This window comes from Enterobacter sp. PL_is514 (genome assembly GCF_055816715.1).
Window position 1 is genome coordinate 64146 of the sequence record NZ_JBVPGN010000030.1, and the last position, 13966, is coordinate 78111.

The following is a 13966-nucleotide window of genomic DNA, read 5'->3' on the forward strand; positions in this document are numbered from 1 at the left end:
ATCCACCTCGCCTTATCAGGGTTATTGTCTTTCGAACCAGCCGCGCAGCTGCGCTTCAAGTTCGTTAATGTCGATGATGTTGTTGATCACCACCAGCTGGCTTTCCGGCACGCTGGCGCTGGCGGCAATGTCTTTTGCCATCACGAACAGATCGGCCGCGCCCGGCGTGGCCGAGGAGAGATCGGAGTGTTCAACCTCAGCTTCAATCTCCAGCTTTTTGAGCACCTTTTTAATATTCATTTCGACCATAAAACTACTGCCCAGGCCAGAACCACAAATAGCCATGATTTTCATTGTTGTCCCCTTATTTTGAGTAGAGTACGCCCCATCACGCTGACGCGTAATGTTGTGAAAAACCGGATTAAAGAATTAAATCAGAAGCGGTTAATAATCGTTTTAATTTCCTCCAGGGTATTCACCTGATGCAGTTCGTCCATATCGGTATCGCTGGAAAATAACTCTGCCAGCGACGAGATCATCTCGATATGGCTATTTTTGTCGGGTGCCGCGAGCATAATAATGACGTCGACAGGGTCAAACTCACCGGCACCAAACGAGACGCCCTGTTTTAGTTTTAATAACGACAACCCCAGTCCTTTGGCGCCTTCCTCCGGCCGCGCATGCGGCATCGCCAGCCCTGGTGCCAGCACATAATAGGGTCCTAACGTGTGGTGCTGCTGGATGATGGCGGTGACGTATTCAGGCTCAATCACCTGCAAATCCAGCAGCGGCTTCGCGCACAGCTCCAGCGCCTGCGGCCAGCCTTCCACGCTCTCCTGCAGCGTGATGGTTGTATCATATATCCATTTTTTGAGCACTTTTCACTCCCGCGACACGCTTAAGATGAGCAAACTTTATTCAACGCATCAGTGATTGACTGTGATCGCTATCACAAAGATAGCGCTACCAATCGTTATCATGCAGAAATGTGATAGCGCTATCAAATTGCAATCACGTTGCTAAATCACAGCAAAAAAAGGGATTTAAGGCGTATACTGCCTGTCACGTGAAACGAAGGAAAAGAAGAACGCGTCTGGTCAGCAGGAAGGTGTATGTCTCTAACCCGAAAACGGCGCAGTACTGGTAAAGTGACACTCGCCGATGTCGCACAGCTTGCCGGTGTGGGCACGATGACCGTGTCCCGTGCACTCCGCACGCCCGAACAGGTTTCCGATAAACTACGTGAAAAAATTGAAGCTGCCGTGCAGGAGCTGGGTTATATGCCTAATCTTGCCGCCAGCGCGCTGGCCTCGGCGTCGTCATGGACGATAGCCATGGTAGTGCCCAACCTCTCCGAAGCCGGCTGCTCGGAGATGTTCGCCGGGCTACAGCAGGTGCTACAGCCTGCCGGATATCAGATCATGCTGGCAGAATCCCAGCATCGTCTTGAGCAGGAGGAGAAGTTGCTGGAGACGCTTCTGGCGTCGAATATTGCCGCCGCTATCCTGCTCAGCGTTGAACATACCGACACCGTTCGCCACTGGCTGAAAAATGCCTCTATCCCGGTGATGGAGATGGGTGCCATGCGCGCCGATCCGATTGATATGAATATCGGGATTGATAACGTGGCGGCCATGTATGAACTCACGGAAATGGTGATTAAGCGCGGCTACCAAAACATAGGCCTGCTGTGCGCCAACCAGGAACAGTGGATTTTCCAGCAGCATCTGCAGGGCTGGTACAAAGCCATGCTTCGCCACCATATGTCGCCGAACCGGGTCATTAACGCTGCGATGCCGCCGAGCTTCTCGACCGGTGCAGCACAGCTGCCCGAGTTCCTGCTGGCCTGGCCGGAGCTGGATGCGCTGGTGTGCGTCTCTGACGAGCTGGCGTGCGGCGCGCTGTATGAGTGCCAGCGCAGGCGAATCAAAGTACCGGACGATCTGGCGGTAGTAGGCTTTGGCGATAGCGACGTGAGCCGCGTCTGTCAGCCGCCGCTGACGACCATGGCGGTGCCGCATCGTAAGATTGGAATTGAAGCCGGGAAAGCGTTACTGGAGCGCCTGAATGGCGGAGACTGGCGCGATCAAAAGCCCATCGCGTCCAGTCTGTGTCTGAGAGAGAGTTGCTGAAGCTTACTCAGCCTCTTCCTCTTTCTCTGATTTTGTCGATTCGTTATTGGCGTTGCGGCTCATCCAGAGCGCCAGCGCTTTTAACGAATCCGGCGTGAACTCGTCGCAGCGCGCGGTGATCTCTTCCGGCGTCATCCAGCTGACCTCACTCACCTCTTCTTCCTGAAGGGCAAACGGGCCGTGAGAAACGCAGCTAAACAGCCCGCCCCAGACGCGGCAGTTTTCGTCTTCAAAATAGAACTGACCGTGCTCGGCAAACGGCACACCGGCAATGCCTAACTCTTCTTCTGCTTCACGACGTGCGGAATCCAGCAGCACTTCATCTGCCTGGACAACACCGCCTGCAGTGGCATCCAGCATACCCGGGAGAAAATCTTTGGTATCCGTACGGCGCTGGACCAGAATTTTGCCCATCCCGTCATGCACAACGATGTACGTTGCGCGGTGGCGCAGACGCTCCGCACGCATTTGTTCGCGGCTGGCCTGCGCGATCACTTCATTCTCTTCGCTGACAATGTCAACCCACTCTTTACTTGCCAAATGACTCTGCTCCACCATCGGGAAACCTTCTCTTCTAAGCGCTCTTTCGGCGCGTTTGCAGTTGAGGTGTAACTTACGGATTAATCGCTACTTGCGCAATAACTTGCTGATCATTAAGTGCGATAACACTCAGGGTATTTCCATCCAGCATGCCATAGCTCGCAGAATACCCACCTTTCGGGATACTGACCGAACCCGGGTTGAAGTGATAAATCTCACCGCGCTTTTCAGCAACCGGAATATGAGTATGACCGTAAACCAGGACATCGCCAGCCGCGAGCGCCGGAAGATTATCCGGGCTAAAAAGATGCCCATGAGTCAGAAACAGTCGGCTTTGTTCCAGCAGCACCTGCTGCCACGGCGCAGTAAGGGGAAAATGCAGCAGCATCTGGTCCACTTCGCTGTCGCAGTTGCCGCGAACGGCGATGATGCGCGAGGCATACGGGTTGAGCTTTTCCGCGACCTGCGCAGGGGCGTAGCCTTCCGGCAGCGCGTTGCGCGGGCCGTGATTGAGCACGTCACCCAGAATAATCAGCCACTGCGCGCCGCTTTGTGCAAACAGGGAGAGGACACGCTCGGTAGCGGGCAGCGATCCATGGATATCCGACGCAAACATCAGTTTCATCAGTCACTCCTCGGGAAAACAGACTGCCCCCATCATACCTGAAGCGTCAGGGCTTATCAGCCCGCACGCTTAGCCGAGAGTGCCACATAGCGCTGCACGGAGGCGCGCTGCCACTGAAACGCGGCATAATCCACCAGCAGCTGCGGCACCTCATCGCCATTGAGGATCAGGCGGTTTAGCATCAACGCCAGATCGGCATCAGCAATGCACCACTCGCCGAACAGGTTCGGGTTGCCGTGTGCGAGGAGCGAGGTGGCTGTTTCAATGAGTTTTTGCGCGCTTTCTGCACCTTCTGCGCTGAGAGCTGGTTTTTTCACCCCGGCAAACACGACGTCCGTCGAGCGTTCGACGCGAATCGGTACCAGATCGCTTCGCAACCACGCCTGGATCTGTCGCGCCCGGGCGCGCTTTTGCAGATCGTGAGGATAGATGCGCTCCCACTCCGGCGGCGCGAACCGATCTTCCAGATATTCATCAATCGCCGAGGATTCGCTCAGGGCAAAACCGTCAATCTCCAGCACCGGCACGCGTCGGGTCAGATCGTAACCCTGCCACTGCGGTTTAAGATGTTCACCGCCGTCGAGATCAACGGTCTTCAGCGTAAACGTGAGCCCTTTTTCGGCCAGCGCAACGTATACGCTCATAACATAGGGAGAAAAGAAATTCGCATCGGACCACAACGTGATGACGGGCTGGTTCATAACATCCTCATAGGCTGATCGGTTTTTACTCAACATATAATCTCTTTGCCTCGCTGTCACTTGATGAAAACTCACGATTTACAACAACCACCTATACTCATTTGTCATGGCACCACTCTTCGCATGGACAGGAGTTGAGAATGATCGACCTTTATTACGCCCCTACCCCAAACGGCCATAAGATCACCCTCTTTCTTGAAGAAGCCGAGCTGGATTACAGGATCATTCGCGTGGATATCAGCAAGGGCGAACAGTTCAGCCCTCTCTTTCTGGCTATCTCGCCGAATAATAAAATCCCGGCCATTATTGATAACCATCCGGCGGACGGGGGCAGACCGTTGAGCCTGTTTGAATCCGGTGAAATTTTGCTCTATCTGGCAGAGAAAACCGGCAAGTTGCTGAGCGGCGAGCTGCGTGAGCGTCACCATACCCTGCAGTGGCTCTTCTGGCAGGCGAGCGGGCTGGGGCCCATGCTGGGTCAAAACCATCACTTTACCGCTTACGCCCCGCAGCCCATTCCCTATGCGATAGAACGCTATCAGGTCGAGACGCAGCGGCTCTATGACGTTCTGAACCGTCGGCTGAAGAAAACGCCGTGGCTCGGGGGGGATCATTACAGCATTGCCGATATCGCCTGCTGGCCTTGGGTGAATACGCATGAAAAACACCGAATTGACCTGGCCTCTTACCCGGCGGTGAACAACTGGTTTGAGCGCATCCGGACCCGCCCGGCGACCGAGCGGGCGATGCAAAAAATCCAGCAGATTTAACCCTCTATGAGGCTGGGTGCCTGCGAGCCTCTCATGTATTATGAGCAGGAAATACTGACACGGAGAAGACCTGCAATGTCACAGCCAGACGCCATTATTCGTATAAAAAATTTACGCTTGCGTACCTTCATCGGTATCAAAGAGGAAGAGATCGCCAACCGTCAGGATATTGTCATTAACGTGGTGATTCACTACCCCGCAGATAAAGCGCGGGCCAGCGAAGACATCAACGACGCGCTTAACTACCGCACAATAACCAAAAACATCATTCAGTACGTGGAGAATAACCGCTTCTCCCTGCTGGAAAAATTAACTCAGGATGTGCTCGATATCGCACGCGAACATCACTGGGTCACTTATGCTGAAGTTGAGATCGATAAACTTCACGCCCTGCGCTACGCCGATTCCGTCTCCATGACGTTAAGCTGGCGGCGCCAGGCGTAAACCTGGAGGTTGTATGAAGATTTTGCTGACCGGCGGGACAGGCCTGATTGGTCGTCACCTCATTGCGCGTCTGCAGGCCTTGCATCACGACATCACCGTAGTCACGCGCAGCCCGGAGAAAGCGCGTCAGGTGCTGGGGGCGGGTGTCGATATCTGGAAAAATCTGGCTGAGCAGCAAAATCTGGACGGTTTCGACGCCGTCATTAACCTCGCGGGTGAACCCATCGCCGATAAGCGCTGGACGGAAGAGCAAAAACAGCTGTTATGCAGCAGCCGGTGGAACATTACCGAAAAGCTCGTCGAGCTGATCCGTAATAGCCACACCCCACCTTCAGTGCTGATTTCGGGTTCAGCGGTGGGCTATTACGGCGATCTCGGCGAGGTGGTGGTGACCGAGGAAGAACCACCCCATAACGAGTTTACCCATAAACTTTGCGCCCAGTGGGAGCGTATCGCCTGTGCGGCGCAAAGCGATCGTACCCGCGTCTGCCTGCTGCGGACCGGGGTCGTCCTCGCGCCGAAAGGCGGCATCCTGGCGAAGATGCTTCCCCCTTTCAGGCTCGGACTCGGCGGTCCCATCGGTAATGGCCGTCAATATATGGCGTGGATCCATATCGACGATATGGTCAACGGTATTCTCTGGCTGCTGGATAACGATCTGCGCGGACCGTTTAACATGGTTGCGCCGTATCCAGTGCGTAATGAACAGTTTGCCCACGCGCTGGGGCATGCCCTGCACCGTCCGGCGATACTGCGCGTGCCTGCCACGGTCATTCGTCTGCTGATGGGAGAAGCGTCTGTACTGGTATTAGGCGGGCAGCGGGCGCTGCCAAAACGGCTGGAAGCGGCCGGCTTTGCGTTCCGCTGGTATGAATTAGAAGAGGCGCTGGGGGATGTGGTGCGGTGAATATGTTACAGTGACAGGCCATGTTCCGAAAATATGGCGTCACAATGGCAACGATCACCACTCCCCGGCTTTACCTCACCCCTTTCGAACCCACTGACTGGGCCTTCTTCCGCTCGCTGCGTGAAGATCGCCGTATCATGCGCTACATGGCCGCCATCGCGCCAGAAAAAGAGACCCGACGCGTGTTTGCCGCGCGACTCGCTGCTGCTCATGTGTTTGTCATTCGCGCCCGGGATGATGATACGCCGCTTGGCGATATTGGCCTGCAAATCAGCCCTGAGAATCGTGAGGAGGCCGATATCGGCTATACGGTTGTACCTGCCGCGCAAGGGAAAGGTATCGCCAGCGAGGCGCTGCGCGCGGTGTGTGATTATGCGTTCAACCAGACCAGCGTGAAGGCGATTAACGCGTACGTGCTGGCGGACAACGGCGGATCGGTGCGCGTGCTGGAGAAAGCCGGGTTTGTGCGTACGCAGGAGCTGGAAAAGGCGTATGAAATTGACGGCGTGCGCTATGACGATTGGGTCTATCGGCTGGAGTATGCCGGCCAGCAACAGAATTAGTAGGCCCGGTAAGCGAAGCGCCACCGGGCGATTGGGCTGTACTGCGGCCTGATGCCCTCACCCCGCCCCTCTCCCACAGGGAGAGGGAGAAAGGCAAACCTACTTCAACGACCCCTTCAGGAACTGCTGCAAACGTGGGCTTTGCGGGTTCGCCAGCACCTCGTCCGGATGCCCCTGCTCTTCAATTTTCCCCTGGTGCAGGAAAATCACGTGGTTCGAGACGTTACGGGCGAAGCCCATCTCGTGCGTCACCACCACCATCGTTTTGCCCTCTTCAGCCAGCTTCTGCATGATGCGCAGCACTTCGCCAACGAGTTCCGGGTCGAGCGCGGAGGTCGGTTCGTCGAACAGCAGCACCTCGGGTTCCATCGCCAGCGCGCGCGCGATGGAGACACGCTGCTGCTGACCGCCGGAGAGATGCACCGGGTATTTCATCTGCTGGCGCTCGTCGATACCCACTTTCGCAAGGTATTTCACCGCACGCTCGCGGGCTTCCTGCTTGCTCAGCCCCAGTACCTGAACCGGCGCTTCCATCACGTTCTCCAGCACCGTCATGTGGCTCCAGAGGTTAAAATGCTGGAACACCATCGTCAGGCGCGTACGCAGCAGGCGCAGCTGGTGTTTATCCGCCACCTTCAGCTGGCCGTCTTTGTCACGCACCAGGTTGATGTTCTGCCCGCTCACCACGATCGAGCCTTCGCTCGGCTTTTCGAGGAAGTTAATGCAGCGCAGGAAAGTACTTTTACCCGAGCCGGATGAACCGATGATACTGATTACATCGCCTGCGTTAGCCTGCAGCGACACCCCTTTCAGCACTTCATGTTCGCCGTAGCGTTTGTGCAAATCAATAACGTTTAATTTGTTCTCAGCCATCATCTTTCTCAGTGCGTCGAAGAAGGTTTTATATGCTGCAACCAGCGTTTTTCAGCCTTACGGAACAGGCTAATCAAAACATAAGAGATAATTAAATAGAGCACCGCCGCAATGCCAAACGCGGTAAACGGCTGATAGGTCGCGGAGTTAATATCGCGCGCGATTTTGAGCAGATCCGGCACCGTCGCGGTAAAGGCAAGCGCGGTGGAGTGCAGCATCAAAATCACTTCGTTACTGTACGCCGGTAACGCGATACGCAATGCCGACGGCAGAATAATGCAGCGATAAAGTTTCACTGAGGAAAAGCCGTACGCGCGCGCCGCCTCAATTTCACCGTACGGAACCGAACGAATGGCTCCCGCGAAAATCTCGGTGGTATAGGCGCAGGTGTTGAGCGTCAACGCCAGCACCGTACAGTTCAGACCGCTGCGGAAGAACGCATTCAGCATCTCAGTGCCTTTTACGATCTCAAGCGTATACATCCCCGAATAGAACACCAGCAGCTGTACGTACAGCGGCGTACCGCGAAACACGTAGGTAAACAGCCAGATCGGGAACTGGATAAATTTATTGTTCGACACGCGGCCAATGGCAAGAAACACCGCCAGAATGCCACCCATCACCACGGAGGAGATCAGCAGCCAGAGCGTAATCGCCACGCCGGTAAAGCGGTAGCCATCTGTCCACAGCAGCGATTTCCAGTATTCCTGAATAATCTCAATCACAGGTCAGCCCTCTTCACACCCACGGAGTAGCGACGCTCGAGCAGAAGCAGCACACCATTGGAGACGGTCGTAAAGACCAGATAAATCACGCCGCAGACCACCGCAAAGTAAAACGGCTCCCAGGTGCTCTTGCCCGCCAGCTGAGTCGCTTTCACGACGTCTTCCAGACCGAGCAGCGAGACCAGCGCTGTCGCTTTGAGGATAACCTGCCAGTTGTTGCCGATGCCCGGCAGCGCGTAACGCATCATGGCCGGGAACATAATCCGACGAAACGTTTGTGAAGAGGTAAAACCAAATGCGGTTGCCGCCTCAATGTGCCCCTTCGGCACGGCCATGTAAGCACCGCGGAAGGTTTCGGTGAAGTAGGCACCGTAGATAAAACCGAGGGTAATAATACCGGCCACCATCGGGTCGATATCAATTTGTCCCATGCCCATCGCGTCCGTCACGCTGTTCAGCGCAATCTGCAGACCGTAAAAGATAAGCAGCATCAGCACAAGATCGGGAACGCCGCGAATAAGCGTGGTGTAGCCTTCAAAAATTAGCGCCAGCGGTTTGTTAGCCGAAAGCTTCGCCCCTGCGCCTGCCAGACCTATCAGCACCGCCAGCACCACGGAGCTGATAGCCAGCTCAAGGGTGACAAGCGCGCCATGTAAAATAACGCCAGAAAATCCGTACAGCATACCGCGAGCCCTGTCGTATCGTGAGTGGTGGAACCGTGTCTTTCCCCCTCCCGCGTAGGGAGGGGCCGCACGTTATTTGACGGGGCGATTAGCCGCCGTAAACATTAAAATCAAAGTACTTTTTCGCCAGCTTGTCGTAGGTGCCGTCAGCGCGCATTTCAGCAAACGCTTTGTTCAGCGCCTCACGCAGCTCGTTGTCTTCTTTGCGCAGGCCCATACCGGTACCCACACCAAACAGCTTCACGTCCTTAATGGACGGGCCGCCAAACTTGTAATCTTTACCGACAGGCGTTTTCAGGAAGCCTTCGCTTGCCGCGACTTCATCCTGGAATGCCGCATCAATTCGGCCTGCCGTCAGGTCAGCGTAGATATTTTCCTGGCCCTGATAGGAGACGATTTCAATCCCCTTCGGCGCCCAGTGTTCGTTACCGTAGGTTTCCTGGGTAGTGCCCTGCAGCACGCCGACACGTTTACCTTTCAGGGACTCCAGCGTTGGCTGAACGTCAGACGATTTAGCCACCACCAGACGAGAATCGGCCGCGTAGAGTTTGTCTGTGAAGGCAATCTCCTGCTGGCGTTTTTCGGTGATGGAGAGGGAGGACATGATCACGTCGATTTTTTTCGCTTTCAGGGACGGGATCAGCGCATCCAGCGGGTTCTCAACGTAGGTACACTGTGCTTTGATGCGTTTGCACAGCTCATTGGCCAGATCGATGTCAAAACCAACCAGTTCACCCTTTGAATTCTTCGATTCGAACGGCGCATAGGTGGGATCGGTACCGATCCGAATTTTCTGCGGAATGGCTGCGAATGCCGCGGTAGCGCTGGAAAAGGCCAGCACCAGAGATAGTGACAACACGAGTTTTTTCATATTTGTCCTCAACAAACTGTCTTCATACGGGATTTTTACGACGACGGGGTGGTGCTAATGTGCCATTAATTCCCTCTGACAGGCAAAGACTAATGCCCTTCAGGCGGGAATTTTTGCATTATAAATGCGTAAGTATGCACAAAGCGATCCAATACGGTGCAACGAGCGCACCGTATTGGGTCAACCGTTCCCGTAACGCACCTTTCCGGTGCGTTATCGCCAGGTATTATTCACCGTATACGTTGAAGTCGAAGTATTTCTTCGCCAGTTTGTCGTAAGTACCGTCTTTACGCAGCTCTGCAAAGGCTTTGTCGAAGGCGGCTTTCAGCTCGGTATCATCCTTACGCAGGCCAATACCGGTGCCGTCACCAAAGTATTTTTTGTCTTTCACCGACGGGCCCGCAAACGCGTAGTCTTTCCCCGCAGGCTGTTTCAGGAAGCCTTCACTCGCGGCGACTTCATCCTGGAATGCCGCATCCAGACGGCCTGCCGCCAGGTCAGAGTAGATCAGATCCTGGTTCTGGTAAGCCACCACGTCGACACCCTTCTCACGCCAGGTGGCATTGGCATAACCTTCCTGGGTCGATCCCTGAAGCACGCCAACATGCTTGCCTTTCAGCGAGTCGATGGTGGGCTTAATCGGGGAGCCTTTTGGCGCAATCAGGCGAGAATCCGCGGCGTAGAGCTTGTCAGAGAAGGCAATCTCCTGCTGGCGTTTTTCGGTGATGGAGAGAGAAGAGATAATGGCGTCGATTTTCTTGGCTTTCAGCGACGGGATTAACGCGTCAAAGTCGCTGCCCACCCATGTGCATTTCACCGCAATGCGTTTGCACATTTCATTTCCCAGATCGATATCAAACCCAACGAAATCGCCTTTCGCATCCTTGGAAGAGAATGGCGCGTAGGTTGCGTCTGTACCGATACGAACCGTCTGTGGAAGCGCTGCGTAGCTACCTGCTGCCGCACTTAACCCCACGAGCAAAGACAGAGCCAGAACCGTCTTCTTCATACATTTACCCTCAAGTACCGTGATTTTATTATGTATTGTGTTGTGTGTTGTGTTGCAGGCTTCATCTTGCAGGTCTTATGCCACATTGCCGTCTGGTCAAAACTTCGACGTTAAATATGTTAATAAAACGTTGCGATACTGCCTTAATGGTGAAAGATAGCAGGTCTGCCGAACGAACCGGAGAGAGAAAAAGGGAAAAAACGAATTAAATGTCGAGGATATGATCGCCGTTGCATAATTGCCCTGAAACAGGGCAACTTGTCTTTTCATGCACCTGGTTTGTGCACAGATTCAGGCACCCTGCCAGCGGGTGAAGAGATCTTCAGGCAGGTCGATGTCAAACTGATCCAGCACGCGGTTAACGGTCTGATTAATCACGTCATCCAGCGAGGTCGGGCGATGATAAAATGCCGGTACCGGCGGCATGATGATGGCTCCCAGCTCCGCGGCCTGGGTCATCAAACGCAGGTGGCCAAGGTGCAGCGGCGTTTCCCGCACGCAGAGCACCAGAGGACGACGCTCCTTCAGCACCACATCCGCCGCGCGCGTGACCAGGGTGTCGGTATAGCTGTTCACAATGCCGGAGAGCGTTTTAATTGAACAGGGCAGGATAACCATGCCAGCCGTTTTAAACGAGCCTGAGGAGATGCTGGCGGCGATATCACGGGCATCGTGAACCACGTCCGCCATTGCCTGAACATCGCGCAGGGAGAGATCGGTTTCCAGAGAGAGGGTCTGACGCGCCGCCTGGCTCATCACCAGATGGGTCTCGACTTCCGCCACGTTACGCAGAACCTGTAACAGACGTACGCCGTAAATCGCGCCGCTGGCGCCGCTGAGCCCAACAATGAGTCGTTTCATGATTTTCGCCCTTACTGATTTCAGGGCAGACTGTGCAGGATTTTGCGGGGAGTTGCAAGTGAGGGCATTCGCCCTCACCTGCCGGAGCATCAACCTTCGTTGTGCATCTCTAAACTTTCGAGATCGTTCTGCATCTGGACGGCTTTCGCATCGTCGTTACGCAGCGAATCAAGATAGTCGAGGTACTGCTGGTCAACGTCTTTGGTCACGTAAATACCGTTGAACACGGAGCATTCAAACTGCTGAATTTCCGGGTTCTCGGCACGCACCGCGTCGATGAGATCGTTCAGATCCTGGAAAATCAGGCCGTCGGCACCGATGATTTGGCGAATTTCATCTACTTCACGGCCGTGAGCGATCAGCTCGTTGGCGGTTGGCATATCGATGCCGTACACGTTCGGGAAGCGAATCTCCGGCGCAGCAGAGGCCAGGTAGACTTTCTTCGCACCCGCTTCGCGCGCCATCTCGATAATCTGCTCAGAGGTGGTGCCGCGAACGATGGAGTCATCCACCAGCAGAACGTTCTTGTCGCGGAATTCCGCGCGGTTGGCGTTCAGCTTGCGGCGCACGGACTTACGACGCAGGTGCTGCCCCGGCATGATAAAGGTGCGGCCAACGTAGCGGTTCTTCACGAAGCCCTGACGGTATGGCTTGTCCAGAATGCGGGCGATCTCCAGCGCGATATCGCAGGAGGTTTCCGGGATAGGAATCACCACGTCGATGTCGAGATCGTCCCACTCGCGAGCAATCTTCTCGCCCAGCTTGGTGCCCATGTTGACGCGCGCGCTGTAGACGGAAATCTTGTCGATGAAGGAATCCGGACGGGCAAAGTAAACGTATTCAAACAGGCACGGGTTGCTGACCGGGTTGTCGGCACACTGGCGGGTAAACAGCTGGCCCTTCTCGGTGATGTAGACCGCTTCGCCCGGCGCAACGTCGCGCAGGAATTCGAAGCCCAGGGTATCCAGCGCCACGCTCTCAGAGGCAACCATATATTCAGTACGGCCATCGCCGAGGTCGCGCTTACCGAGCACCAGCGGACGAATGCCGTTAGGATCGCGGAAGGCGACCATACCGTGACCGATGATCATCGCAACGCAGGCGTACGCGCCGCGGATCTGACGGTTTGTCGCGGCAATCGCGGCAAAAATGTTGTCTGCTTCCAGCGGATAGTGACGGAAGTTATCCAGCTCGCTGGCGAACACATTGAGCAGGATTTCAGAATCAGAGGTGGTGTTAATGTGGCGACGTTTCTCTTCGAACAGCTTTTTACGCAGCTCATGCGCGTTGGTCAGGTTGCCGTTATGAGCAAGGGTAATGCCATACGGTGAGTTGACGTAGAAAGGCTGTGCCTCAGAGGCGCTGGAACTGCCAGCAGTAGGATAACGAACGTGACCGATCCCCATATTACCTTGCAGACGCTGCATATGGCGGGCTTCAAACACATCGTTTACCAGGCCATTCGCCTTACGTAAACGGAAGCAGTTGTTTGCATCAATGGTGATGATACCCGCAGCATCCTGCCCACGGTGCTGAAGCACCGTTAACGCGTCATAAATCGACTGGTTTACCGGCATGAAACCGGCGATACCGACAATACCGCACATTCGTCTTTTCCTCGTTAAGCCACATCTCAGGGTTTATGCCCTGGGCAAAAAACTTGACGAGCTTTGCAGATAGTCAAAGAACCATCTGATGATGAAGCTGAACTCTGGAATGAGCTGCGATTTTTGCCAGTCTTCGCTTTTGGAGAACCCGGTGAAGGTATCCAGGAAGAACAGGATCGCGGCCACAATCAGCACGCCTCGTAATGCCCCGAAACAGATCCCGAGCACCCTGTCCGTTCCTGACAGACCGGTTTTCTCGACCAGCTGACCTATCACGTAATTCACGATAGCGCCGACAATCAGCGTTGCGATAAACAGCACCGCGATAGCGATTCCATTTCGGACCAGTTCATCTTCAAAGCCCGTGAACCAGACAGACAGGTAAGTGTAGTAATGACTGGCAACAAAGAAAGCACAACCCCATGTCACCAGCGATAACGCTTCACGAACAAAGCCACGGATCAGGCTAACCAGACAGGAAAAACCAATCACCGCAATGATGGCGTAATCAATCCAGACCATATGTGTCCCACGATTTAACGCCCTGTCATCCAGTTCGGGGCGAATTCTAACAGAAAAAGAAAACGTTTGCGTAGGGATTTCCTTCCCGCGCGTAAATAAAAAAGGCGCTGAAAAAATGTTCAACGCCACGGTCCATTTGACGTCTCTGTGGACGTCTGCTCCCCCCTCACCCCAACCCTCTCCCTCAAGGGAG

18 protein-coding genes are annotated in these 13966 nt (G+C 54.7%); 5 read left to right on the plus strand and 13 right to left on the minus strand.

The window, feature by feature from the left end:
- Positions 1–21: 21 nt before the first annotated feature.
- A complete protein-coding gene (locus AC0TNG_RS09545) occupies positions 22–294 on the minus strand; it encodes a PTS sugar transporter subunit IIB (RefSeq protein ID WP_024908960.1) in 273 nt (90 codons plus the stop codon).
- Positions 295–374: 80 nt separating this feature from the next.
- A complete protein-coding gene (locus AC0TNG_RS09550; protein ID WP_024908959.1) occupies positions 375–818 on the minus strand; it encodes a PTS sugar transporter subunit IIA in 444 nt (147 codons plus the stop codon).
- Positions 819–1052: 234 nt separating this feature from the next.
- Here AC0TNG_RS09550 and AC0TNG_RS09555 point away from each other — a divergent pair, with 234 nt between their 5' ends.
- The gene (locus tag AC0TNG_RS09555; RefSeq protein ID WP_024908958.1) at positions 1053–2072 is read left to right on the plus strand and encodes a LacI family DNA-binding transcriptional regulator; all 1020 of its coding nucleotides are present in this window, start codon (positions 1053–1055) and stop codon (positions 2070–2072) included.
- 3 nt (positions 2073–2075) lie between these two features.
- Here AC0TNG_RS09555 and yfcD read toward each other — a convergent pair whose 3' ends face one another.
- Genes yfcD through yfcF form a run of 3 tightly spaced genes read right to left on the minus strand, consistent with a single transcriptional unit; the run spans position 2076 to position 3938 of the window.
- The gene (yfcD, locus tag AC0TNG_RS09560) at positions 2076–2630 is read right to left on the minus strand and encodes an NUDIX hydrolase YfcD (RefSeq protein WP_024908957.1); all 555 of its coding nucleotides are present in this window, start codon (positions 2628–2630) and stop codon (positions 2076–2078) included.
- A gap of 55 nt (positions 2631–2685) precedes the next feature.
- Positions 2686–3237: a phosphodiesterase gene (gene yfcE, locus AC0TNG_RS09565; protein WP_024908956.1), complete on the minus strand. Its 552-nt coding sequence runs from the start codon at positions 3235–3237 to the stop codon at positions 2686–2688.
- Positions 3238–3293: 56 nt separating this feature from the next.
- The gene (gene yfcF, locus AC0TNG_RS09570) at positions 3294–3938 is read right to left on the minus strand and encodes a glutathione transferase (protein ID WP_032646620.1); all 645 of its coding nucleotides are present in this window, start codon (positions 3936–3938) and stop codon (positions 3294–3296) included.
- A 140-nt stretch (positions 3939–4078) separates the two neighbouring features.
- Here yfcF and yfcG point away from each other — a divergent pair, with 140 nt between their 5' ends.
- The 4 genes from yfcG to AC0TNG_RS09590 all read left to right on the plus strand — a co-directional run bounded on the left by yfcG (position 4079) and on the right by AC0TNG_RS09590 (position 6622).
- On the plus strand, positions 4079–4708 hold the full coding sequence (yfcG, locus tag AC0TNG_RS09575; RefSeq protein WP_024908954.1) for a GSH-dependent disulfide bond oxidoreductase: 630 nt from the start codon (positions 4079–4081) through the stop codon (positions 4706–4708).
- 75 nt (positions 4709–4783) lie between these two features.
- Positions 4784–5152, plus strand: a complete 369-nt coding sequence (gene folX / locus AC0TNG_RS09580) for a dihydroneopterin triphosphate 2'-epimerase (RefSeq protein WP_023312555.1) — start codon at positions 4784–4786, stop codon at positions 5150–5152.
- Positions 5153–5165: 13 nt separating this feature from the next.
- Positions 5166–6059, plus strand: a complete 894-nt coding sequence (locus tag AC0TNG_RS09585; RefSeq protein WP_032646624.1) for a TIGR01777 family oxidoreductase — start codon at positions 5166–5168, stop codon at positions 6057–6059.
- Positions 6060–6103: 44 nt separating this feature from the next.
- Positions 6104–6622, plus strand: coding sequence for a GNAT family N-acetyltransferase (locus AC0TNG_RS09590; protein ID WP_248272514.1), 519 nt, complete (start codon positions 6104–6106; stop codon positions 6620–6622).
- A 99-nt stretch (positions 6623–6721) separates the two neighbouring features.
- Here AC0TNG_RS09590 and hisP read toward each other — a convergent pair whose 3' ends face one another.
- From hisP to cvpA, 8 genes are all read right to left on the minus strand, one after another.
- Positions 6722–7495, minus strand: coding sequence for a histidine ABC transporter ATP-binding protein HisP (hisP, locus tag AC0TNG_RS09595; RefSeq protein ID WP_010433274.1), 774 nt, complete (start codon positions 7493–7495; stop codon positions 6722–6724).
- 8 nt (positions 7496–7503) lie between these two features.
- Entirely contained in the window at positions 7504–8220 is a 717-nt protein-coding gene (locus AC0TNG_RS09600) for an ABC transporter permease (protein WP_008502590.1), read from the minus strand.
- Positions 8217–8903, minus strand: coding sequence for a histidine ABC transporter permease HisQ (locus tag AC0TNG_RS09605; protein WP_024908951.1), 687 nt, complete (start codon positions 8901–8903; stop codon positions 8217–8219). Before AC0TNG_RS09605 ends, AC0TNG_RS09600 begins: the two co-directional genes overlap by 4 nt.
- An 88-nt stretch (positions 8904–8991) precedes the next feature.
- A complete protein-coding gene (gene hisJ / locus AC0TNG_RS09610) occupies positions 8992–9774 on the minus strand; it encodes a histidine ABC transporter substrate-binding protein HisJ (RefSeq protein WP_024908950.1) in 783 nt (260 codons plus the stop codon).
- Positions 9775–10000: 226 nt separating this feature from the next.
- Entirely contained in the window at positions 10001–10783 is a 783-nt protein-coding gene (gene argT, locus AC0TNG_RS09615) for a lysine/arginine/ornithine ABC transporter substrate-binding protein ArgT (RefSeq protein ID WP_023312560.1), read from the minus strand.
- Positions 10784–11074: 291 nt separating this feature from the next.
- A complete protein-coding gene (locus tag AC0TNG_RS09620) occupies positions 11075–11644 on the minus strand; it encodes a UbiX family flavin prenyltransferase (RefSeq protein ID WP_473702116.1) in 570 nt (189 codons plus the stop codon).
- An 89-nt stretch (positions 11645–11733) separates the two neighbouring features.
- Entirely contained in the window at positions 11734–13251 is a 1518-nt protein-coding gene (purF, locus tag AC0TNG_RS09625) for an amidophosphoribosyltransferase (RefSeq protein ID WP_024908947.1), read from the minus strand.
- A 33-nt stretch (positions 13252–13284) separates the two neighbouring features.
- Positions 13285–13773, minus strand: a complete 489-nt coding sequence (gene cvpA / locus AC0TNG_RS09630) for a colicin V production protein (protein ID WP_000262116.1) — start codon at positions 13771–13773, stop codon at positions 13285–13287.
- Positions 13774–13966: the final 193 nt, after the last annotated feature.